Source organism: Verrucosispora sp. CNZ293 (assembly GCF_002754655.1).
In genome coordinates this window covers 6287431-6308105 of sequence record NZ_PEFR01000001.1, presented here as the reverse complement: position 1 = coordinate 6308105, position 20675 = coordinate 6287431, and the positions used below count along the sequence as shown (strand labels likewise).

Genomic DNA, 20675 nt, shown 5'->3' with positions numbered 1-20675 from the left:
CCGGTGGAGGAGGCCGTCCTACGTGCCCTTACTCCCGCTGTGATCGGCATCCTCGTCCGTCGCGGAGTCGACTTCGCGACGGCCGAGGATGCCGTGCAGGACGCGCTTGTCGAGGCCGTCCGGGTGTGGCCGACCGACCCGCCGCGCGACCCGAAGGGCTGGCTGGTCGCGGTCTCCTGGCGGAAGTTCCTCGACGCGGCTCGCGCGGACAGCTCCCGGCGGCGGCGCGAGGCGCTTGTGGAGGTCGAGCCCCCGCCCGGCCCGGGCGAGCTGGTGGACGACACGCTCGCGCTGTACTTCCTGTGCGCGCACCCGTCGTTGACCTCCGCCTCGGCGGTCGCGCTGACGCTGCGGGCGGTCGGCGGGCTGACCACGCGGCAGATCGCCCGGGCCTACCTGGTGCCGGAGGCGACAATGGCTCAGCGGATCAGCCGGGCCAAGCGATCCGTCTCGGGAGTCCGGTTCAACCAGCCAGGTGACGTCGCCACCGTGCTGCGCGTGCTCTACCTGGTCTTCAACGAGGGCTATTCGGGCGATGTCGACCTCGCCGCGGAGGCGATCCGGCTCACCCGCCAACTGGCGGCGAGGATCCGGCACGAGGAGGTGGCGGGCCTGCTCGCGCTCATGTTGCTCCACCACGCCCGTCGGGCGGCTCGGACCGCCGCCGGCGGCCGGCTGGTGCCGCTTGCCGAACAGGACCGCAGCCGCTGGGACACCGGCCTCATCGCCGAGGGCGTACAGGTGCTCCAGAACGCGCTGGCCCGCGATCGCCTGGGCGAGTACCAGGCCCAGGCCGCCATCGCCGCGCTGCATGCCGACGCGCGCACGGCAGCCGAGACCGACTGGGTGCAGATCGTCGAGTGGTACGACGAACTGGTGCGCCTCACCGACAGCCCGGTGGCCCGCCTCAACCGGGCCGTCGCGGTTGGTGAGGCCGACGGGCCACGGGCCGGCCTGGCCGCCCTGGCGGAACTCGACCCCGCGCTGCCCCGGCACCGCGCTGTCGCCGCCTATTTGCACGAGCGTGCCGGTGAGCTGGCGACCGCGGCGCGGCTCTATGCCGAAGCCGCCCGGCTGGCGCCCAGCCTTCCCGAAGTCGACCATCTCACGCGGCAGGCCGCCCGACTCAACGCGGACCTACGCCGTTGACCGGCCGATCACGGCCGCCGAATTTTCTCGAGGAGATCCGGCATGACGATCCAGCGGTTGGACAACGTCCTCATCGTTGTCGACGACCTTGACGGCCTGGCCGAACAGCTCGGCTGAACGCGCCGGCAGCCCGTCAGGGCAGTGGGACGACGTAGGAGTCGACGCGGGCGATCAGCCCGTCGCGGAAGGTGAACAGATCGTTGAAGGCGAACCGGAACGGTCCGTGTTCGACGCTCGTCCCACGCCCCTCGCCGGTGGTGACGACCACCGGGCCGTCCTCGTACACGCGCTGGACGTCGAGTTGAGGGCTGCCGGTGAACGCCGGATTCTCGATCTCGCTGTCGAACTCGGTCTTGCCCCGGGTGGTCCGGTGGCCGTGGATGACCCACTCGACGTCGTCGGTGAGGGTGGCGAGGATTCGCCTGTGGTCGCTCGTCCGGAATCCTTCGAGGTAATCCGCGACGAGGTCGCGCTGGGTCTGCCGGGTCATCGTGTGCTCCGTCCTGGTATGGCGTCGGGGTGTTGCAGGTGAGCCGCCAGCGCGTCGAGGATCGAGGCGAGCCCTTCGGCCGCCTGGGTCGTGCGCAGCTCGACGGGCAGCCGGCGCTGGTGCACTGTGAGATCCGTGCCGCCGGCAGCGGGCCGGACGCTTACGGTTGTCCGCAGCCCGGTCAGTGGCTCGTCGAACACGAGCTCGTGCGGTGCGGTGACGCTCACGTAGACGAACCGGAGCCGGCGGGTGGCGCCGTCCGGTGCGCGGGTGTCGAGCGCGAACTCCCCGCCGGGGCGCAGGTCCACGAGCACGGACTCGGGCGGCACGACGGCGTGGGAGCCGCCCCAGAACGCCGCGATGCCCGCCGGTGAGGTGAAGGCGACCCAGACGCGTCCGGGGTCGGCCGGGAGGTGGCGGCTGGCGATCAGCTCGTCGCCGCGAAGCTCGGAGCTGGCGGTCATCGGACCGCCTCCTCGTCGACGAGGTGCCGCTCAAGCGCGTCGAGCCGGTCGTCCCAGACCCGGCGTTGGTCGTCGATCCAGGTGCGGAGCAACGACAGCTGATCGACTCTCAACCGGCAGGGCCGTCTCGTGCCCTCGCGCCGCTGCTCGATGAGGCCGCACCGGCGCAGGACCCCGACGTGGTGCGAGATCGCCTGTGGGGTCAGGTCGAACGGTTCAGCGAGCTCCCGCACCGTGGCGTCACCGTGCGCGAGGCGGGTCACCAGGGCGCGCCGGACGGGGTCGCCGAGGGCGGCGAAAGCGGAGTCGAGCTCCGGGGCGGGTACCGCCAGCGAGGTGGACATGGCCCCACGCTAACACAAACAGTCATTTGCGAAACGCATTGTTTGCATAGTCGTGGTGTCCCCGCCAGCCGGTCCGCCACGCCACAGTTCGAAGCTGGTTCGTATCGTCGTACGGTCAGGGTCGGCTTGTCGGCTTGTCGAACGGCGTGGGCAGTGGAGTGGGGCGGATGGTCGAGCGGGAGATCCTGACCGGCGGTGGCGTCAACGAGGTCGTTCGGATCGGCGACACAGTGCGCCGCCCTACCGGCCCCTGGTCCGCGCGGGTCCACGGACTGCTGCGGCAGCTCGCCGCCGAGGGCTTCACGACGGCACCCCGGGTACGCGACACCAGCGAGCCCGGTTTCGAGATCCTCGACTTCCTGCCCGGCGAGGTGTCGAACTATCCACCCACCGCCGCAGCGGCCTCGACGGAGGCGCTGGAGAGTGCGGCACGGCTGCTGAGGGCGTACCACGACGCGACTGCCGAGTACGCGCGGCGGGCACCACGCGACGGCTGGCAAGTGCCGGCGACCGAGCCGGTCGAGGTCATCTGTCACGGTGACTACGCGCCGCACAACTGCGTGCTGGACGGCAACCGGGTCGTGGGCATCATCGACTTCGATCACGCCCAGCCAGGTCCCCGGGTCTGGGACGTCGCCTACGCGGCCTACCGATGGGTGCCGATGACCGCGCCGGAGAACACCGACGGCTTCGGCACCACCGGGGAACAGGCCGCCCGGCTCCGGACGTTCTGCGACAGCTACGGGCTGCACGACAGCGCCCGAGCCGGCCTGGTCGACGTCGCAGTCGCCCGGCTCCACGCGCTTGTCGACTTCATGCACGACCAGGCAGCCGCCGGTAACGCCGCCTTCGCCGGCCACCTGGCCGACGGACACCACATCCAGTACCTCAACGACGCGACGTACATACGCGCCAACCGCCCGGTCTTCGAACGCGCTCTGCGCCACTGAACCCGCCGGGACCGGCGTTGCCGCCGTCCTGACGGCCGGTGCCTACGGTGCTGTCGACCGCCGGCAGCGCTCCGCCGCAGGGACACCTAGAGTGGGTACGAATCGTCCGCGCTGGGAGGCCGTTGTGGATCTGCTGTTGTCGGCTCGGCCGGGGCTGGGCTGCACCGTGGTCGAGGCGAGTGGTGATCTCGACATGGCGACCTCCCCGCAGCTGCGCGACAGCCTGCAGCAGCTGATCGACGCCGGCGACCGGCAGGTGGTGGTGGACCTGGCAGGAGTGAGGTTCATTGACTCCAGCGCACTGGGCACGCTGGTGGTGATGTTCAAGGCGTTGCGCGACGTCGGCGGCCGGCTCTGCCTGGCGTCGGTGCAGCCCGGGGTACGCCGCGTCCTGAAGATCACGTCGGTGGATCGGGTGGTCGACATCTACGACGACGTGCAGGGCGCCGAAGCGACATGCCACCCCCGGACGGCGTGACCCGGCGGGCAGTGGTCAGTCGGTGAGCGCCGCGCTGGCCCGCTCCGAGTCCGCGCCCGCGCTGGCCCGGCGAACTCGTTGATGCCCGCCGTACCAGTCGAGGATCAGCAGGGTCGCGTCATCGGCCAGGCTGGGCCCGGCCACCTCAAGCACGGCGTCGGCCAACGCCCGGGCAGCCTCGCGCGGGTGCAGATCACAGATCGACCGCAACACAGCCGGCAGGTCCAAGCCGGCGGCGTTGCGCTCCAGCATGCCGTCGGTCACGACGACCAGACGATCGCCGGGTTGCAGCGTGATCTCCGCGTGGCGGTACTCGGCCTCGGCGAACATGCCGAGCGGAAAGTTCCCCGGCAGCGACACGGGCTGCGCGTCACCGTCACGGATCAGCAGCGGCGGGACATGCCCGGCGTTGAGCAACGCGCACACTCCGGTGCGTAGGTACAGGCGGCCGAGAACCGCCGTGACGTAACTGCCACGTACCCCTGCGTGTTCGGCTACGGCGGCGTTCGCGGCGTCGGCCTGCTCGACCAGGCCCACGCTCCGGCGGCGGGTGTTGCGCAGGCTGCCCACTCCCAGGGTGGCGGTCAGCGCGCTGGCCACCCCGTGGCCCATCGCGTCGGTGACGCTGAAGTGCAGCACGTCGCGGCCCAGGCTGTAGTCGAAGGTGTCCCCGCCGATGCTGGCAGCCGGTTCCAACCACCCGGACAGGGTGAACGCACTCGCCTCACACGTGAATGCGCCCGGCAGCAGACGGCGTTGGATCTCGGCGGACAGCGTGAACGGGGTCGTGCGTTGCCCCCACTCGAACAGGTCGGTGTGTCGCCGGTTCGCGATCACCACGAATGCCAACGCGTGCGCCGTACGGACGATCTCCCCCAGCGCCTGCGCGGCCGGCTCCGCGGGTAACGCCATCTCCAGCAGGCCGATCGCCTCACCGCGGTCGGTCACCGGCGCCAGCACCGTCCAGCCATCGGACCGCTTGGTCACCTGCACCTTCTGCGTACGCAACGCCTGCTCCGCGGGACCTCCATCGAACGGCAGCACGGTGGCGGTCTCGTCGCCGTGGCGGCGGGTCCCGCCCGTGCCGTGCAGCGGCACATGAGCCAGCCGAACCAACGCCCGACCGCTGAGATCGGCAATCAGGAACGAGACCGCCGTCGCGCCGAGCGCCTCGCCAACCCCACGGGTGACCGCCTCGACGGCCTCCACCGGCGAGGCGTTCTCCGCCGCGTCCAACAAGCCGGCCAGAACTCGCCCCTGACTGCTCTCCACCCCCGAAGTCTACGAACAGCCCCGACACACTCAGCTCGCCCTAGGCCGGCTACGCCACAGGGAACAGCGCCGCATCCGTACGGATGCGGCGCCGTTTCTGCGGTCGGTCAGCTGATCTTCTTGCGGTAGATCGCTGTCGCGCCGACGTAGGCGACCAGGAGCAGGCCGACGCACCAGCCGAGGGCGACCCAGATGTCGTTTCCGACGGGTTGCTCCGCGAGCAGCGCGCGGACAGTGTTCACGATGGACGTCACCGGCTGGTTCTCGGCGAACCACGCGACCGGGCCGGGCATCGAGTCGGTGGGCACGAACGCCGAGCTGATGAAGGGCAGGAAGATCAGCGGGTAGCTGAAGCCGCTGGCACCGTCGATGGTCTTGGCGGTCAGGCCCGGCATCACGGCGATCCAGCTGAGGGCGAGGATGAACAGGATCAGGATGCCGGCGACGGCGAGCCAGTCGACTATGGATGCGCCGGTGCGGAACCCCATGAGCAGTGCGACGCCTATGACGATCACAAGCGAGGCCAGGTTGGCGACAAGTGAGGTCAGGACGTGCGCCCAGAGAACTGCGGGTCGCGAGATCGGCATCGACTGGAAGCGCTCGAAGATGCCGCCCTGCATGTCGAGAAACAGACGGTACGCCGTATAGGCGATGCCGGACGCGATCGTGATGAGCAGGATGCCCGGGAGCATGTAGTTGATGTACGACTCACCGGTTCCGGTGTTTATGGCTCCGCCCAGCACGTACACGAAAAGAAGCAGCAGCGCGATCGGGGTCACCGCGGTGGTGATGATGGTGTCCGGGCTGCGGAGGATGTGACGCAGCGAGCGGCCGGTGAGGGTTCCGGTGTCGCTGAGAACGTGGGCAGTCATCGGGATTCCCCTCCTGCGGGCGTGACCGCCCGGTCGCCGGTGTCACTGGTCTCGCCGACGAGGGCGAGGAAGACGTCCTCAAGGCTCGGCTGCTTCTCGACGTACTCGACCTTGGCGGACGGGAGGAGCTGCTTCAGCTCGGCGAGGGTGCCGTTCTGGATGATCGTGCCCTTGTGCAGGATCGCGATCCGGTCGGCGAGCTGCTCGGCCTCGTCGAGGTACTGGGTGGTCAGCAGGATGGTGGTGCCACCCTGGGCGAGTTGCTTCACCGTCTGCCAGACCTCGATGCGCGCCTGCGGATCGAGGCCGGTGGTCGGCTCGTCGAGGAATACGACAGGCGGGTTGCCGACCAGGCTCATCGCGATGTCCAGCCGTCGCCGCATGCCGCCCGAGTACGTCGCCGCGCGGCGGTTCCCGGCATCAGTGAGCGAGAAACGGGCGAGCAGGTCGTCGGCGATCGCACCCGGGTCCTTGATGTGGCGGAGCTTCGCGACCAGGACCAGATTCTCCCGGCCGGTGAGCACCTCGTCGACCGCGGCGAACTGGCCGGTCAGGCTTATCGACTTGCGAACCTCGGCCGATGCCGAGGAGACATCGAAGCCATGGACGCTCGCGCTGCCGCTGTCGGCCTTGAGCAACGTCGACAGGATCCGCACCAGCGTGGTCTTTCCGGCGCCGTTCGAACCGAGCAGCGCGAAGATGCTCCCGGCCGCCACGTCGAAGTCGACGCCCCGTAGCACGTGCAGGTCCTTGTAGGACTTCGTGACGGCCCGCACCCTGATCGCGGGCTCACGCGCCTCGGCGGTCATGCGCCCTTCCCCTCTCCGTTGTTGTCGTCGGCGGCGTCGATCGCCTTCCGGAGGCGCGCGCGCTCCTTGTCGATCCACTGCCTACCGGCGTACGCCTGCACGAACGTCTCGGCGAACTCGACCGGATCGTCGCCGACGATCGCGCGGACCGGCGTTCCGTCGGCGACCGCACGCTCCCAGAGGTCGACGAAGTCGCCGAGCATCGTGGTGATCATGTCGCCGTCGAGGATGCCGCCCTGGTACATGAAGTACCTGTGCAGCGCCTTGGCCGAGCCGCGATACGGCTCCGGCAGGCCATCGATCCGAGCCATGTTGTGCCGGTACTGCTTCTTCTGCTCGAGCGATCCGACAAGCATCTCGATCCACTTCGCGGCCATGCTCATGCTCCCTCATCCTGCTGGTTGTCGTTGTGCCGGAGTTGCTCGATGCGGTCCGCGAGGACGCTCCACGTCCGCCAGAACTCGGCGAGCTGGTCCCGCCCCTTCGCGTTGAGCGAATACACCTTCCGCGGGGCCCTTTTTCGGAGGGAACCTTCTCCACGTCCACGAACCCGCGCTGCTCGACGCGGACGAGCAGCGCGTAGATGGTGCCTTCCGCGATGTCCGAGAAACCACGGTCACGCAGCCACGCGGTGATCTCGTAGCCGTATGCGGACTCGCGGGCCAGGATCGCCAGGACGATCCCTTCGAGGGTGCCCTTCAGCATCTCCGTCATCTGGTTGCCCATGCCATCTTCTCCTCGCTACCCAGCGACGCTGACTACTGGTACAGAGTATCGCTAGGTACCGGTAGATAGCAACACTGAATACCGAGGGATTCCAGAACCAGCTACAGCGCGCGGTCGCGTCTCGTCGGATCCAAACGAGCAGAGCCCCCAGGCGCACCACGGCCTACTGGCTCCCCGGAGGTCGCTCCTTGAGATTGCCGATGCTCGACCCTCTGAGCGTGTCGACCAGCGGACGCGCCGCAGGTCGGTGTACCGGCGCAGCGTTCGCCTGCCGGTCCGCTATCGCCGTGTGCCGAGCCGAGGCACAGGGTAGCGACGGCGCCACGCGTCTGCCTCGTTTCGCAGCCGGTTCCAGTGCCGCCGCAGCCACCACGCGTAAGCCACCGCCAGCACGACGCCGCCGCCGAGGAGAAAAATCGCGGGGAGCATTCCCGGTTCGTTGCCCGACAGGTAAGCGCTCCCGATCGGGTCGGCACGGTCGTAGATCACGTCGACCTCTGCCCCGACACTCGGCTCGGTCCAGAAAGAATGTCTGGCCCAGGTGGTGACCTTGTCCCCGCTTCGGGTGGTGAAGCCGACCGACGCCCACGAATTCCGACCGTGCAGCTCGCGCACCGTCCCGACCGTCCGCTCGCCCCGTTCCACCAGCTCGTTCCGGTGGTGCAGGTTGCCGAGACCGCAGTAGACGACGACCAGCACCAGCAACACGCCAAAGGGAACGCCAAGGGCCGGGTGCCGGAGCGAGTAGCCGGGACGCCATCGGCTGTGAGGCTCCTGCTGGACCGGGCTAACCGACTGCCCGATGGTCCCCGATTGCGTCCCTCGTGCACGCCGCCGGTACCGCTTAACCACGCCGCCTCCCCGGGACGTCGCCCTTGGGTTGTTCGCGCCCACGGTAGATGGCAGCGCAAAATTGTTCTTCGCCGTTCCGGATCGGCTTCCGACGGCCTCGTGACGACTGGATACAGACCTTCCGCGACCGTGACGAGCGCCGGCTGCTTCGAAAAACGATGGTGCCAGGCCACTCTTTGGGTTTGGGTGCACCATGAGCATCATTCTGAGCACCCCGCGCGTTGATGAGCTGTCACCAGCAGTGGACGCGCTCAAGCGGTGGCAGTACGACGGGGGACCGCTGCATCTGCATTCCGGCGATCTCGGCTGGCACTCGTTACGTGGTGCCGAGGCTACGGCGGCCGCCATCCGGATGTGGTTGCGCGACGGGGAGGTTGTCGCGCTCGGGCTGCTGGACGGCCCCGACCTGGTGCGCATGGCCGTCGCTCCCGACTGGCGTGATGACGAGGCACTGGCCCGCCATCTCGCCGTTGATCTGGACGCCCCAGGGCGTGTCCTGGATCCCGACGGTGCGACCGTCGAAGCCCGAGGTGCGGAGCGTCTCACCCAGCTGCTGCTGGAGCGGGGTTGGGAGCGGGATGAGCCGTGGACAACGTTCCACCACGGTCTCTCGGACCCGGTGAAGGACTGCGGTCTGCGCATCGAGACGATCGAACCCGATCGCGCCGAGGTGTGGGTCGGCGTCCACTGGTCCGCGTTCCGCGGCTCACCCTTCAGCGATGCCGACCGGCGCCGCACGGTCGGGCGTTGGCTCGCCATGGCCGGTGGTCCGTTCTACGCTGACGCACGCTGCCTCGCCGCATTCGATCAGAACGACGAGGCCGTGGCAGTCGCGGCTGTGTGGTCAGCCGGCCCGGGGCGACCAGGACTGCTGGAACCGATGGGCGTCCACCGCAGTCACCGAGGCCATGGTTACGGCACGGCGATCACGCTTGCCGCCGCTGCGGCCCTTCGCGACATGGGTGCGTCCAGCGCGAGTGTGTGCGTGCAGAGTTCCAACGTCGGCGCCGTAGCTACCTACGCCTCGGCCGGCTTCACGCCGTCAAACGAGGTGGCCGATCTGCGCCGCGGTTCCCGGTGAATACCGCGACGCCGCCGACCAGGAACCGGCCGACACCGGACTGATCAAGCTCACGGTCAACGAGGTCCGCCGCCTGATCAACATTTGCCTCATCCGCCCGATCAGCGACCTCGCCCACCGTTTGCACTCGGAGGTTCTCTCGTACCAAACAACAGCAAAGGAGCCGCCCGCAGAGTGCGCTGTCCTTGATCGGTCTCGCCCGACCATTGCCCGCTTTCCGGCCCGGGGGTGTAATGGGTGCAACTATTCAGCAATCCGGGGAGCCGACAATGGCGGAATACAAGATCAGCAACCTCTCCATTCGGATCGAGGATCATGTTCTTCCCGCAGGAGTGCTGGTCGGGCACGGAAAACACCTCGGCGACCTTGGTTACGTAGACGCCGACGCCGGGGGGTGCGGATGCAGTTGTAGCTGCACCTGCACCTGCTCCTGTACGTGCACCTGCACCGGCACCGCCCCCAGCCCGCCACCGGAGCCGGAGCCGGAGCCGAAGCCGAAGCCCGAGGATCCCGCACCAGATCCAGCCGACCAGGGTGGCCGAGCCGGTAGATTCGAGAACGTCGAGCTCACCCTTCTCCGAGAATCCCTGAAAAATGCGCTAGAAAATCTCGACGAGATCGCGAGAAACCAACCGCAGCGACCGAAAAAATGATCGCGCCAGGTGAGTCGGTCAGCCTCAGCGAGATTTGGCGGTTCCAGTCCCCCACCCGGCTCGTGCCAGCCGACGGCGCACCGGAACGCGCCAAGCTCCTTCCCGAGGAAATCGCCGGACCACTACGCCGCATGGCCGATGGGAACGGGACGACGCCGAGCGCGACCGGGCTGGCGCCCAGCGTGCTTCGGGCGCTCGAACTCGATGGAGTTCTCCGGGTCACCCCCGCGCCGCCACCCCCACCGGAATGGATCGCGGCCGCCGACGACGATTCCGCCGAAGTCGCCGCGCTCACGTGGGGCGCCACATTCACCCGGTTGACCGCCGAGGAACTGACCCGACGCCTCTACTTCTTCGGCCGCCTTCCCGTGACGGCCGATTGGGTCCGGCGCCTGCCGGACGAAGACGCCGTGGCCCACTGGCTGGGGGTCACCGAGGCCGAGGCGGCCCTGGACGGATTCCGCCCGCTCCGCCGCACCCGCGAAACGTGGGTGTGGCGACGCTGGACCCGGCCCGCGTCCCCCGCCGCGGCCGGCAAGCTGTACGTGTGCTGCTCGCCCTCGGACCTCCCGGGCGTTCTGCGAGCGAGCGTCCCGGTCCTCCGGCACCGCGCCGTGACCGGCTTCAAGCTCGGCTACGACCTGCCCACGCTGCTGCGCCCGGACAAGTTCGTGCTGTTCCTGGACGACGCCGGGCTGGCCGACGAGCTCGCCGAACGCGTCGCCGACGCCGTCGGGCCCTGCCGGGTCCATCCCTTGCCCTTCGCCGCCGTCACGGCCGCCGGCGACCTGGTCCGTACGGCCAGCGACCCCGCTGACACGCCCGGGCGCCCGGCAACCCGGGAGCGGGCCAGCTGGCGGCTGAACATCTGCCGGCTGGCGGCCGAGACGCTCGTCGCGAGCCGGGGCCGGCCGCGGATCGAACGGGTGGCTGCCGCCCTCGAACGGCTGACGCTCGCGGGAATCGACACTCGACGCTGGTCGTGGCAGGAGGCGGCATGTACCTGGCCGATCAGAGGCTGACGTTTCCAGCGGACCTCCTGGCGGTGCGCGCCCGCGACCTTTCCCCCGCCGACCGGGAGGCGCTGGGCGGCCAGTACGACGACGCGGGCGTGGCGCTCGGACGGCGGGCCAGTCGCCGGTCCTCGATCTTCGTCAGCGGCCCGCTGTACGCGCTGCTCGAGGAGTTCCGCACGCCGTCCACCGTCGCCGAGGCGATCGCCCGCCGAGCGGCCGGAACCGAACAGGCCGCCGAACGCATCCTCGACGACAGCTTCTCCTCCCTGATGCGGTTGCGGAAGATCGGGATCCTGATGACGGAGGAGGATGCCGCGGGCACCGGCCCTCTTTACGGCCCAGGGGACCTCCTGGCCGGCCGGCCCGTCCAGCGCTGCCTCCAGTCCTACGAGGACGGCGACGTCTACGTCGTCGAGGGCGGTGCGACCGGGCGGGCGGTGGTCAAGCTCGCCCGCCGCCCCGGCGACACGGCCGCGCGCCGCGGGCACCGCCGCGAGGCCGCCGCCCTGCGCCTGTTGGGTGCCGCCGGCGTGCCCGTTCCCGCCGTGCTCGCGCGGTCCGCCGACGAGCACGGCCGACCGCTGCTGATGCTGGAGCACGTGGACGGCCGCCGCATCGACCACCGGGCCGCCGGGCTGCGCCGTGCCTCCCTTCCCCGGCTGGTGCGGGCCTGCGCGACGATGGTCCGGACACTGGCGCTCATCCACGATCGCGGCTTGCTGCACGGGGACGTGCACGGCGGAAACTACCTGCTGACCGATGACGGCGCGATCGTCGCCATCGACTTCCGTTACGCGTCGGCGCTGACCCGGCCGCGCGGGCAGCATGGCGTGCCGCGGTTCATGGACCCCCAGTGGGCCCAGGCCCGCCTGACCGGATCACCACAGCCGCCGAACTCCGCTGCGGCCGAGCAGTACAGCATGGCGGCACTTGTCTACTTCCTGATCACCGGCGAGCAGCATTACGAACGGCCGGTCACCGCCGGAGCGGCGGAGGCGGCGTTGGCACGGGGCGAGCTCAGCGAGGAGTTCGCCCGCCGGTCGGCCGGCGAACTGTCGGAGGTCCTCGCGGCCCTCCGGCGTGCCCTGGCCGTCGATCCCGAGGACCGCTGGCCCGACCTGGCCGCGTTCACCGCCGCGTTCACCGCGGCGTCCGAATCCGTCACCGAGGCACCGGGCGAGGAGCGAGTGGAGAAAACCGGCCGGTCCGGCGCCTCTCCTGCCCGTGGTCCGCGAGCCGGCCGATGGAACGCGTACCTCTCCCCCGCCCGTACGGGCGGGCCGGTGCCGCCGTCAGCGGCGGCCGGCGGGGCCGGGACGGCTCTGGCGTTACTGGCGGCGAGCGCGGTCACGCCCGACCCGCTCCTGTTGGCCTGGGCAGACCTGTGGTCGGAGGAGGCGGCGGGGCTGCCTGCCGACGGGCGACTGGATCCGAACGGAGGGGCCTGGCACGGCCGGCCAGGCGTCCTCGCCGCCCGGGTCATGACTGCCTGTGCGCTGGACGACCGCGTCGCCCGCGAGACCGCCGTCCGGGCCTACCTGCGCGAACACGACCGCTACCGCGACGGCGACGGTCCGGTGGATCTGACGCACGGCCTGGCGTCGTGCGTCCTGCTTGACGCCCACCTGGTGACGCTGACCGGCGGAGACGATCGCCTGCGGCACGCCGGGGCGACGGCGGCGGGAGCCCTGGCGGGGCGAATCGGCGACACCGCGAGAAGCGTGGGCCTGGCCCACGGCACGCCCGGGCACCTGCTGGCCGTCCTTGCCTGGCATTCCGTGTCACCGGAACCGTCCGCCGCCGCGATGGCCGCCGAGCACCTCGCTCGGATCTCCGCGACCCCGAGCCGGTGGTGTCGGCCGGGCTGGGAGGCGACGTGGTGCAACGGGGCCGCCGGCCTCACGCTGCTGTTCCTGGCCGCCGCCTCTGCGCTGGGCGAGCCCGCGTACCTGACAGATGCCGAGGCGGCGATGCGCGTCGCCCTCGCCGCCGAACCGCGCGGTCTCGACCTGTGCTGCGGCGTGACCGGACGCGCCTACGCGCTCGGACGCCTCGCACACGCCACAGGTGAGACGTCGTGGCACGGGCGCGCGGAGGCCGATCTCGGGCGGGCGGCGGGCGACCTGCACCACCTCGGCCCGCACGGTCTGGTGAAGGGCCGTGCAGGTTTGCACGCCGTCGCGGAGGGTGTGCACGACGAGCGGTTCGTCCTTCCACTCGTCGACGCGCTCGTGCAGTTCCCGTCACCTTGCACTGATCCTTGACGGCCTGCCGGGTCCGTACCTTCGAGATGCGCTGCCGTTGGACGTCCCAGATTTCACCCTGGTTCGGGTGTCGGTGGAGGTCGACAAATCATTGGCGGGCGAAGACCATCGGCAGCGCCACCGACCCTGCCCGCGTGGTCGCGGGTGCGGGTGTCTACCTGTGGGACGACGTTAGCTGCCGCAGTCTTTCGCAGCTCAGCAGCTGTTGGTGGGCCGGAGGTCCCACCAGCGAACCAACCAGCGACTATCGCCGGTGACCCGTTCCCGCTGCGGGTGCGCAGGTCAGGAGCGCGGTTCATAGGCCCAGGGCGGGATCAGGCGATCTGACGGAGATCGCTGCCATAGTCAAAAATGATCCGCATCCGGGCGCCCAGTGCTCGCGCGTACCGACGCAGGGTCGCGACCTCGTTGGCCTCCAGATCGCCGTTCTCGATCTGACTTGACCCGGCCGGGGGTGACCCCCATCAGCTCGGCAACCTGCCGCTGGGTGAGCCCGAGACGCTTACGCTCCTCGGCCAGATGGAACGCGCTGATCCATGCCTCCGTGCGGGCGCGCTCCACATCGAGCGCGTCGTCGTCCCCGTCGTGCAACTCGGCACGGATGTCGTCCCAATCATGGAAGTCGCTCATCAGCCCTCCCTCCGCTTCCTCTCAATGGCGAGCCAGCCCTCGTAGGCGACCTCGGCGACCGGGATCATTTCCTCATACCATCGAGACCAGTCTCCGGCCTTGTTGCCAGCCACCAACAGCACCGCCTGCGACCAGGGATCAAAGACGAACAGAACCCGGATCGCGAGGTCCCGCCCAGACCTCGGTCGCAGCTCCTTGAGATTGCCGATGCTCGACCCTCTGAGCGCAAAATTCTGCTGCCACGCCTACCATGCGAACCGCAAACGCGCAGGTCGGCAGCATGATCGCGTTCAATGGTGGGGCGGGCGGGACTCGAACCCGCGACCGAGGGATTATGAGTTAAATCCGGCTCGTGATCCCGGGTACTTGGCAGTCCGCAGGGGTATCTATATGTCCAGCTAGATACCCCTGCGGATCTCGATCCATAGGGCTTGGTAGTGAGGGGTGCTAGACCGTCCGGGCTCACCCCGGGCTCATCCACGCACTATGTGTTCGTACGCCGCCGCCCCTGCCCACAGATTCGTCAGTCTGGCTGTGAGGCTCGCGTGTCGGGAGGAATCGATGCCGAAATAGATAATTACTGCCCAGGGCTACAATACTTGCCGTGGTAGGATCCGATCTTCTACGGCTCTAGTTCCCAGTGGCGAAAGCGTTACGGTGCCTACCGGCTCATTGTACTCGACAAGTCGTTCGGCATGGAGCCGTTTCAGTACCCTCTTATAATTTGTAAGTCGGTCTTGCTCAAGGTATTTAGCCAACCCTCTATCGGTTAATGGCGAGGAGGATGAGTGCAGTAGGAGTAGAGTTGCGTCGGCCAGTTTCATGTTTGGATCAAGTACCCGTTTGACGTCACCGACTTCCCATATTAGGGGAACGGTGCGCTCAACAAGAGCGTCAACGACGCCCGTTGCCGTCTGAAGATCCGTGCCGTGAAAAATGCGCACAAACTCTGCCATTACCCACTGGGTGGCGTGCAGCACGAACTCGGAATCCATGTGGTTGGCGTTGACCTCTGCCCCCACATGCGACACGCCTCGGTTGTTGCGAATGTCATAGAGTGCCACAAGGAGACGTGGAACAGTCACTCTTGCAGACTTCGGGTAGTGGGTGCCGCTTGCCGATTCGAGCTGCTTGCAGGCTTGATCAAATCTCTGAGGCTTGCTGGCCGTGTTTGGGTAGTTGCCTCCGTCCAGGTAGCCCGCAAGGATCGTGTAGGCGACCTCGGAGAAGCGCCCGCCGTCCAGTTCGGCCGCTTCCCATCGCCTCTCCCGGTAGTTCCGTGCGATCTTGCCGAACTCCTCGACTAGTTCGGCGCGTAGCCCTGGCGGCAAGTGCGCCAGAGCCGTCGCCGCATCGAGCGTCACTTCGTAGCTTTCAAGGGAAGCGGCATGTCGTGGTCGACGGTGTTGCGCCCGCGAGGCGTTGTCTTGATCGCCTTCATGCTCTTCGTGTCGATCCACTGCTTGCGGCTAGCCGTGTTTCGGAGCTGCGTGTCGGGCTGCGCCGGTTCCCTCCAGCTTGCCTCCTTGTAGGCTGCAAGAATGTGGCCAGCGTGGATCTCGTGGAGCCCGTAGACCAACTCAAGCCAGTAAACCGCCAGCAGATTCTTCTGGTCGATCGAGGCTGGGTTCTTTTCGGCTACAAGGTCCCGAAAAGATTGCTTCTCCGGCGGTCGGAAATCGATGTCACGGACCGCCGTCCAAGTACGGCGGGCTGAGGATTTCCGAGAGTTTGCAGGCTTCTTAGTCGTCCGCGACCGACCCCCGGCCGCGGTTGACTCTGATTCAGGCCCTTCCGTGGAAGTCGAAGTAGTCTCAGGTAGGGTCGGCTGTGGCGGGTTAACGAGCGCCTGCGGAGGGGCCGTTCGCGGGGACGGTATTCCCTTGAAGGTGCTGATCAACTCCTCGAAAGCCCGCTCTTTGAGCCCATCCGGAAGATCCTTCACTGCTTCAGCGATCTTGGGCATTACATCCAGCAGTTGCTGGAAATCCCTCTCGGCCACTGGCCCTCCCTGCTCCAACGGTGATGAACAGGTCATTCTCTTGCTCGGCGGTGGCTTTGTAAAGCTGATCATCGCGATTCGAGGACCCGACGCTCCGTTTTGGAACTTTGGACGATGGATTCGCCACTTGAGGCCGACAGATCCTCAGCCCGACGTCGAGCGCCAGTCAGTCCCTTGGCCTGACGGGTAGGCTTTCCGCCGCCCGCAGAGATCAACTGGGTGAAGTCTTCCTGTCGTCGATGAGCGGAGCGGTGACTGGTCGAGTGGCTTGGTCTGCCTGGAAGCCCCGGAAGGGCGGTTGAGGAGAGTTCCTTTTCCCCTTCGAGAGTTTCAGGCGTGACGCTGCCGCCACCCCCTACCCGAGGTTCGTGGCGAAGTACTGCCTCAGCATCTGGGTAGTCCATTCGGCTTGATGCACCTCGCCTCTCGGGCCGAACTCCAAGAACCAGGGCTTGATGTCAAGAACGGGCGTACCGTCCACGGCATCCAGCTCTTCGACGTGAAGATCAAGGCCATCAACCTTGACGAGTCGGCACCGAGAGACGCCCAACCAGTTGATGCGGCGCATGTTGCGGTGGCCGAAGATGCCCACCTCGGGCCATTCAGGGTTGTCTCTCGGGCGGCGTGCGCCTAGGTGCAGGTCCGTGGGGTCGGTGAGGTGGAAGCGGAAGACGATCTCTAGGTGCGAGAACTCTTCAAGCCCTTTGGTAGCGGCAGGAGTGAAACGCTCACCATCGATCCGGATAATCGCGCGGCTGCCGCCCCAGTAGTCGTCGGTCGGCTTCGTCCGCCCTCCGACGACATGCGCAATGGGCTCGATGGTGAAATTCTCGGCTGTCATCGCGGTCTCCGGTCTTCTGGGCTGGCTGTCGTCTAGGCGAACGTTGACAGGTACGTCTTCGCTCGTACGTCGATGTCTCGGACCGCTCGGATGTTGCGGCGGGCGTAGGGGGCCAGGATGGCGCGCATGTCGGCGGCCACTTGGCGAGTGCGGCCCGAGCGGACGCCATCCATCGCGTCCAACGCGCGGGACCACGTGCCGCAGGCTTCCTCGATCTCGCCCTGTCGTGCCTGCACTGCTCCCATGTATCCGAGGGTGACTGCATGGGTGCGCGTGAAGGCCGAAGCTTTCCGGGTCTTCACGCTGCGGCGGAAGTGTCTCGCTGCGCCCGCTAGGTCGCCCGTGTCGCGGAGCGCGCAGGCAGTCTCGTGAGCCAGGCTGGCCTCCGCGAAGAAGAAGACCCTCCCGGGTTCGTCATCGCTTTGGGTAGCGGAGGACAACTCATCCTCGGCGCGGAGTAGCGCGCGGGCGGACTGTTGCCTCTCGCCATTCACTGCGAGCGCGCGAGCGTGGACCACTCCTAGTAGTGCGCGCTCTCTTGGGGACGCGGACTCGTAGCGCTTACCGTCGACGGAAGCCGCTGCCAGGTCGAGAGCGTGCTTGTGGTGTCCGAGGTCGACCGCCTGGTGCGCCATCGCCCGTAGGACATGGCCTGCCATCGCCGGATTGTCGGCTTCGGCGGCCAGCTTCACTGCCACATTGAAATAGTGCTGGCCGACGTTGTGCTCGCCGTTGTCGAATGCCATCCAGCCCGCCAGGTAGGCCAGCTCGCTGGCGGCGGTGAACATGTCACGTCTGAGGGTTTCGTCGGCGTACCGTCCGCGTAGGTAGGTCGCCACGTCGGAGGTGAGGTACTGGACGACTGCCGAGCGGGCGTGTCCGCCGCCCCGCCGTTGGTCGACGCGTGAGAACAGCGAAACCATGTCGATCACTGCCTCGACGTCGCCCTTGCTCACGCGCCGGCCTACTGCTGCGCCGCGTGTCTGGCCGCGCTCGGCCATGTACGTCCACCAGCGATCGGACGGCAGCGCCAGCGCGGCGAGCGAGTAGGCGGCAGTGCTGAGAACGCGTCTGCGTTCAGCGTCCACGTCGACTCTCCCGAGTTCGGTTAGCGCTGACAGCGTATCGACCTGCCAACCGAGCATGTCCGCTGAGGACAGCGGTTGTCCGGGCAACCCGATCTCGTCGAGAGTGACGACCCGGCCGAGCTTTCGAGACAGCGCTTCACAGAGCAGCACAGGTGCGCGGCCCGAGGGCTTGGAGCCGGCGATCCAGTGGGAGACGTGGGAGCGGCCCACTCCGGCGAACTCGTTGGCGTTGCTCTCCTGGGCGACGCGGACCAGCGCTCGTGCAACCTCGGCGTGGGACATACCTGCTTCCGCGATGACGGCTGCGAGCTTGGCGTTGCCGGGTCCTGGTTGCGGCACAGCACACCCCCGCCTTTAGTCGATCTTTCACCACGTTCACCGCTTCAACGTGCGTCACAGCGTACCTACGGGCTGTGGTTTGCGATTCGCTATAGGTACGCAAGACAGCGGCCAACCTGGTGCACATTAGGCCATATCGCCCCGGTCTTGCATACCGGAGACCGCAACGGGCTCCCCATTGCTACGAGCGGCGCGCGCCGTGGTGGTGGGCGATGGGCGGGGCACGCCGTGTAACCAGCGTGGATGGATCTACGCGGCGTGCCCCACCCCCCTTGGGAGGCAGATCACGTGACGACTTACCTCGGTGGTGGTCAGATCGATATCGCGCAAGCCGAGCTGAACCGGCACGCGGTATCGAGTTCGGACGGGCGGTGCATCGGCTGTGGGTCGCTCGGGTCCTGCTCTGTCCGTGACAGCGCCGTGCGGGTGTTCCGCCTCGCGCTACGCCTACCGCGCCGGGTCCCGGGGGCGACGCGTCCGGAGTTGATCGGCGCACGACGGGTGGGCGGATCGCACTACTTCGGCGCAGCGCCACGGACCGCTGCCGAGCAGGCCCCTTCTCATGGATGACGACGATGACCTGATCCGTCCCAGGCACCGCCCGCACCGGTCGCGCCGCTTCCCCGGCGGCCGGCCATGCGCCTGCCCAACCTGCCGCGCCGCGCGCAAGGGGCACCGGTCTCCTGCACCGGTGTGGCCAACCAGCTCGGCTCCTGGGCCTGCCTGCCCGCCGTCTGGGGCCGAGCCGGCGGATTGGCCGGCGCAGATCGATTGGACCCGCGCGGCCGAGGTGGTGACCCGAGGCCAGGTCGGCCGCGCGCAAGGAATCGCACGAGTGGAGGGAGGCGAGCTGTTCTGTACGTCCGCTCCTGGCAACACCCCCAGTTCTACCGAAGGAGACACGGCACCATGACCGACACGATCACTGGTAACCCGACAATCGAGGCGTACACCGGTCCGATCGACCTGTCCCGTCCGCACTTCGTGGGCATCGGCGGTTGCGCGATGTCCGGCCTGGCGCGGCTGTTGGCCGAGTTGGGTCACGAGGTCAGCGGCAGCGATCTACGTGACTCGGCCACGCTGGCGGCGCTGCGTGCGGCCGGCGTGCGAGTGCGGGTCGGGCACGACCCGGCGCACATCGAGGGCGCTAGCTGCGTCGTCTACACCACCGTCGCGCAGAACGCGCCCGAGGTGCGTGCGGCCCGGGTCGCGGGCGTCCCGGTGGTGCACCGGGCGCAGGTCCTCGACGTGTTGGCCGCCGCGCGGCGGCTAGTGGCAGTGTCCGGGTCGCACGGCAAGTCCACCACGGCGGGCATGCTCGCTTACATCCTGCGCACGCTTGGGCACGATCCGAGTTACCTGATCGGTGCCGACGTGGCCAAGGTCGGCTCTGGCGCCCACCTCGGCGCGTCGCGGCTGTTGGTGGCGGAGGCAGACGAGTCGGATCGCTCGTTCCACTTCCTCACTCCGTCGATCGCGGTCATCACGAACGTGACCGACGACCACCCGGAGAACTTCGTCAGCCATGCCGAGGTTCTGCGTGCCTACGTCGGGTTCGGCGGACGGGTCGCCCCCGACGGGTTCCTGATCGTCAACGCGGATTGCGTGGGGGCGACGGTGGCCGCCGATGTAATCGCCGACGAGCGTCCCGATCTGACGGTACTGCGCTATGGCCGGGACCGGACAGCGGACGTGCGGCTGTTGGACGTGCACGCCGAGGGCTGGAGTGCGTCCGCGACGGTGCGGATGCCGAACGGAACGGAGGTCCGGCTGGCCCTGCCGACTCCGGCGGCGCACCACCTGGACAACGCGGCGGCGGCCATTGCGTGCGCGGCGGCGCTGGGCCTGGACCCCGGCGACGTGGCCGGGGCAGTGTGCTCTTTCGCCGGGGTGCGTCGGCGGTTCGAGCACATCGACACCCGGGCCGGGGTGACGGTGATCGACTCCTACGCCGATCACCCGCACGAGATCGCCGCCGATCTGGATGCCGCGCGCACCCTGGCGCGGGGTCGGGTGTTCGTGGTGTTCCAGCCGTCCGGGCACGCCCGCGTCCTGGCGTTCGGGGAACGCATCGGCGGCGTTCTGGCGGACAAGGCCGATCACGTCCTGCTCCTGGATGTGCACGGCACGGTGCCGACCGGTCGACCCGTGGCGGACGCCTCCGCGATCATGGCCCGGCTGCGCGAGGGCGACTACTGCCTGCCGCTCGGCCCGGACCAGGCGGCGCGGCTCATCGGGCGGATGGCTGGCCGCGGTGACGTGGTGCTGACGATGGGCACCGGTGACGTAACCGGCTACGGTGCGGCGATCCTTGACGCCCTGAGCAGCCGGACCGAGGTCGCGCTGTCCGCGTGA

22 protein-coding genes and 1 pseudogene are annotated in these 20675 nt (G+C 68.3%); 7 read left to right on the top strand and 16 right to left on the bottom strand.

From position 1 onward, the window contains the following. Positions 1 to 3 precede the first annotated feature (3 nt). Positions 4 to 1149 carry a DUF6596 domain-containing protein gene (locus CLT74_RS28805; RefSeq protein WP_099850621.1) on the top strand — a complete coding sequence of 382 codons (1146 nt, stop codon included), beginning with the start codon at positions 4 to 6 and terminating at the stop codon, positions 1147 to 1149. A gap of 133 nt (positions 1150 to 1282) precedes the next feature. Here the strand turns inward: CLT74_RS28805 and CLT74_RS31630 are convergent, their stop codons facing one another. Genes CLT74_RS31630 through CLT74_RS28790 form a run of 3 tightly spaced genes read right to left on the bottom strand, consistent with a single transcriptional unit; the run spans position 1283 to position 2447 of the window. After that, positions 1283 to 1639 carry a nuclear transport factor 2 family protein gene (locus CLT74_RS31630; protein ID WP_099850619.1) on the bottom strand — a complete coding sequence of 119 codons (357 nt, stop codon included), beginning with the start codon at positions 1637 to 1639 and terminating at the stop codon, positions 1283 to 1285. Continuing rightward, positions 1636 to 2103: an SRPBCC family protein gene (locus CLT74_RS31625; protein WP_099850617.1), complete on the bottom strand. Its 468-nt coding sequence runs from the start codon at positions 2101 to 2103 to the stop codon at positions 1636 to 1638. The genes CLT74_RS31630 and CLT74_RS31625 overlap by 4 nt, the downstream gene beginning before the upstream one ends. Continuing rightward, positions 2100 to 2447, bottom strand: coding sequence for a metalloregulator ArsR/SmtB family transcription factor (locus CLT74_RS28790; RefSeq protein ID WP_099850615.1), 348 nt, complete (start codon positions 2445 to 2447; stop codon positions 2100 to 2102). The genes CLT74_RS31625 and CLT74_RS28790 overlap by 4 nt, the downstream gene beginning before the upstream one ends. Positions 2448 to 2614: 167 nt before the next feature. On the opposite strand from CLT74_RS28790, the gene CLT74_RS28785 reads away from it, so the two are divergent. Beyond that, the gene (locus CLT74_RS28785; protein WP_099850614.1) at positions 2615 to 3397 is read left to right on the top strand and encodes an aminoglycoside phosphotransferase family protein; all 783 of its coding nucleotides are present in this window, start codon (positions 2615 to 2617) and stop codon (positions 3395 to 3397) included. Positions 3398 to 3521: 124 nt separating this feature from the next. Next, on the top strand, positions 3522 to 3875 hold the full coding sequence (locus CLT74_RS28780) for an STAS domain-containing protein (protein ID WP_099850612.1): 354 nt from the start codon (positions 3522 to 3524) through the stop codon (positions 3873 to 3875). 15 nt (positions 3876 to 3890) lie between these two features. Here CLT74_RS28780 and CLT74_RS28775 read toward each other — a convergent pair whose 3' ends face one another. The 7 genes and pseudogenes from CLT74_RS28775 to CLT74_RS28750 form a co-directional block, all read right to left on the bottom strand. After that, positions 3891 to 5147, bottom strand: coding sequence for a PP2C family protein-serine/threonine phosphatase (locus CLT74_RS28775; RefSeq protein ID WP_099850610.1), 1257 nt, complete (start codon positions 5145 to 5147; stop codon positions 3891 to 3893). A 107-nt stretch (positions 5148 to 5254) separates the two neighbouring features. Next, on the bottom strand, positions 5255 to 6019 hold the full coding sequence (locus CLT74_RS28770) for an ABC transporter permease (protein ID WP_099850608.1): 765 nt from the start codon (positions 6017 to 6019) through the stop codon (positions 5255 to 5257). Beyond that, a complete protein-coding gene (locus tag CLT74_RS28765) occupies positions 6016 to 6828 on the bottom strand; it encodes an ABC transporter ATP-binding protein (RefSeq protein ID WP_099850606.1) in 813 nt (270 codons plus the stop codon). Before CLT74_RS28765 ends, CLT74_RS28770 begins: the two co-directional genes overlap by 4 nt. Continuing rightward, positions 6825 to 7211: a DUF1048 domain-containing protein gene (locus CLT74_RS28760; RefSeq protein WP_486582665.1), complete on the bottom strand. Its 387-nt coding sequence runs from the start codon at positions 7209 to 7211 to the stop codon at positions 6825 to 6827. The genes CLT74_RS28765 and CLT74_RS28760 overlap by 4 nt, the downstream gene beginning before the upstream one ends. Beyond that, the gene (locus CLT74_RS31620; protein WP_486582664.1) at positions 7208 to 7330 is read right to left on the bottom strand and encodes a hypothetical protein; all 123 of its coding nucleotides are present in this window, start codon (positions 7328 to 7330) and stop codon (positions 7208 to 7210) included. The genes CLT74_RS28760 and CLT74_RS31620 overlap by 4 nt, the downstream gene beginning before the upstream one ends. A 35-nt stretch (positions 7331 to 7365) precedes the next feature. After that, positions 7366 to 7533: pseudogene (locus CLT74_RS31615) on the bottom strand (PadR family transcriptional regulator); the annotation flags it as partial. Positions 7534 to 7833: 300 nt separating this feature from the next. Continuing rightward, on the bottom strand, positions 7834 to 8262 hold the full coding sequence (locus tag CLT74_RS28750; protein WP_099850603.1) for a DUF3592 domain-containing protein: 429 nt from the start codon (positions 8260 to 8262) through the stop codon (positions 7834 to 7836). Positions 8263 to 8599: 337 nt separating this feature from the next. Between CLT74_RS28750 and CLT74_RS28745 the strand changes: the two genes are divergently transcribed. The 3 genes from CLT74_RS28745 (at position 8600) to CLT74_RS28730 (ending at position 13420) form a co-directional block, all read left to right on the top strand. Continuing rightward, a complete protein-coding gene (locus CLT74_RS28745) occupies positions 8600 to 9487 on the top strand; it encodes a bifunctional alpha/beta hydrolase/GNAT family N-acetyltransferase (protein ID WP_099850601.1) in 888 nt (295 codons plus the stop codon). A gap of 649 nt (positions 9488 to 10136) precedes the next feature. Beyond that, positions 10137 to 11162 (top strand): hypothetical protein, encoded by a 1026-nt coding sequence (locus CLT74_RS28735; RefSeq protein ID WP_099850597.1) that lies wholly within the window; start codon positions 10137 to 10139, stop codon positions 11160 to 11162. After that, positions 11138 to 13420, top strand: coding sequence for a lanthionine synthetase LanC family protein (locus CLT74_RS28730; RefSeq protein ID WP_099850595.1), 2283 nt, complete (start codon positions 11138 to 11140; stop codon positions 13418 to 13420). The genes CLT74_RS28735 and CLT74_RS28730 overlap by 25 nt, the downstream gene beginning before the upstream one ends. 345 nt (positions 13421 to 13765) lie before the next feature. Here CLT74_RS28730 and CLT74_RS28725 read toward each other — a convergent pair whose 3' ends face one another. The 6 genes from CLT74_RS28725 to CLT74_RS28705 form a co-directional block, all read right to left on the bottom strand. Next, on the bottom strand, positions 13766 to 14050 hold the full coding sequence (locus tag CLT74_RS28725) for a helix-turn-helix domain-containing protein (protein ID WP_486582662.1): 285 nt from the start codon (positions 14048 to 14050) through the stop codon (positions 13766 to 13768). Further along, positions 14050 to 14259, bottom strand: coding sequence for a type II toxin-antitoxin system RelE/ParE family toxin (locus CLT74_RS28720; RefSeq protein WP_099850593.1), 210 nt, complete (start codon positions 14257 to 14259; stop codon positions 14050 to 14052). The genes CLT74_RS28725 and CLT74_RS28720 overlap by 1 nt, the downstream gene beginning before the upstream one ends. Before the next feature lie 381 nt (positions 14260 to 14640). Beyond that, entirely contained in the window at positions 14641 to 15414 is a 774-nt protein-coding gene (locus CLT74_RS30320) for a hypothetical protein (protein WP_143697218.1), read from the bottom strand. Then, the gene (locus tag CLT74_RS30315; RefSeq protein WP_143697217.1) at positions 15411 to 16052 is read right to left on the bottom strand and encodes a hypothetical protein; all 642 of its coding nucleotides are present in this window, start codon (positions 16050 to 16052) and stop codon (positions 15411 to 15413) included. The genes CLT74_RS30320 and CLT74_RS30315 overlap by 4 nt, the downstream gene beginning before the upstream one ends. A gap of 355 nt (positions 16053 to 16407) precedes the next feature. Beyond that, the gene (locus tag CLT74_RS28710) at positions 16408 to 16893 is read right to left on the bottom strand and encodes an SAM-dependent methyltransferase (protein WP_099850589.1); all 486 of its coding nucleotides are present in this window, start codon (positions 16891 to 16893) and stop codon (positions 16408 to 16410) included. A gap of 32 nt (positions 16894 to 16925) precedes the next feature. After that, complete coding sequence (locus CLT74_RS28705) at positions 16926 to 18320, bottom strand: NsdA family TPR-like regulatory protein (RefSeq protein ID WP_099850587.1); 1395 nt, start codon at positions 18318 to 18320, stop codon at positions 16926 to 16928. Positions 18321 to 19229: 909 nt separating this feature from the next. Here CLT74_RS28705 and murC point away from each other — a divergent pair. Then, entirely contained in the window at positions 19230 to 20675 is a 1446-nt protein-coding gene (murC, locus tag CLT74_RS28695) for a UDP-N-acetylmuramate--L-alanine ligase (protein ID WP_099850586.1), read from the top strand.

What these genes read in the sequence shown, in the direction of transcription:
- CLT74_RS31630 (WP_099850619.1), bottom strand. Translation starts at nt 1,639, where the DNA reads ATGACCCGGCAGACCCAGCGCGACCTCGTCGCGGATTACCTCGAAGGA.
- CLT74_RS31625 (WP_099850617.1), bottom strand. Translation starts at nt 2,103, where the DNA reads ATGACCGCCAGCTCCGAGCTTCGCGGCGACGAGCTGATCGCCAGCCGC.
- CLT74_RS28790 (WP_099850615.1), bottom strand. Translation starts at nt 2,447, where the DNA reads ATGTCCACCTCGCTGGCGGTACCCGCCCCGGAGCTCGACTCCGCTTTC.
- CLT74_RS28785 (WP_099850614.1), top strand. Translation starts at nt 2,615, where the DNA reads ATGGTCGAGCGGGAGATCCTGACCGGCGGTGGCGTCAACGAGGTCGTT.
- CLT74_RS28770 (WP_099850608.1), bottom strand. Translation starts at nt 6,019, where the DNA reads ATGACTGCCCACGTTCTCAGCGACACCGGAACCCTCACCGGCCGCTCG.
- CLT74_RS28765 (WP_099850606.1), bottom strand. Translation starts at nt 6,828, where the DNA reads ATGACCGCCGAGGCGCGTGAGCCCGCGATCAGGGTGCGGGCCGTCACG.
- CLT74_RS28760 (WP_486582665.1), bottom strand. Translation starts at nt 7,211, where the DNA reads ATGAGCATGGCCGCGAAGTGGATCGAGATGCTTGTCGGATCGCTCGAG.
- CLT74_RS28745 (WP_099850601.1), top strand. Translation starts at nt 8,600, where the DNA reads ATGAGCATCATTCTGAGCACCCCGCGCGTTGATGAGCTGTCACCAGCA.
- CLT74_RS28735 (WP_099850597.1), top strand. Translation starts at nt 10,137, where the DNA reads ATGATCGCGCCAGGTGAGTCGGTCAGCCTCAGCGAGATTTGGCGGTTC.
- CLT74_RS28730 (WP_099850595.1), top strand. Translation starts at nt 11,138, where the DNA reads ATGTACCTGGCCGATCAGAGGCTGACGTTTCCAGCGGACCTCCTGGCG.
- CLT74_RS28725 (WP_486582662.1), bottom strand. Translation starts at nt 14,050, where the DNA reads ATGAGCGACTTCCATGATTGGGACGACATCCGTGCCGAGTTGCACGAC.
- CLT74_RS28710 (WP_099850589.1), bottom strand. Translation starts at nt 16,893, where the DNA reads ATGACAGCCGAGAATTTCACCATCGAGCCCATTGCGCATGTCGTCGGA.
- murC (WP_099850586.1), top strand. Translation starts at nt 19,230, where the DNA reads ATGACCGACACGATCACTGGTAACCCGACAATCGAGGCGTACACCGGT.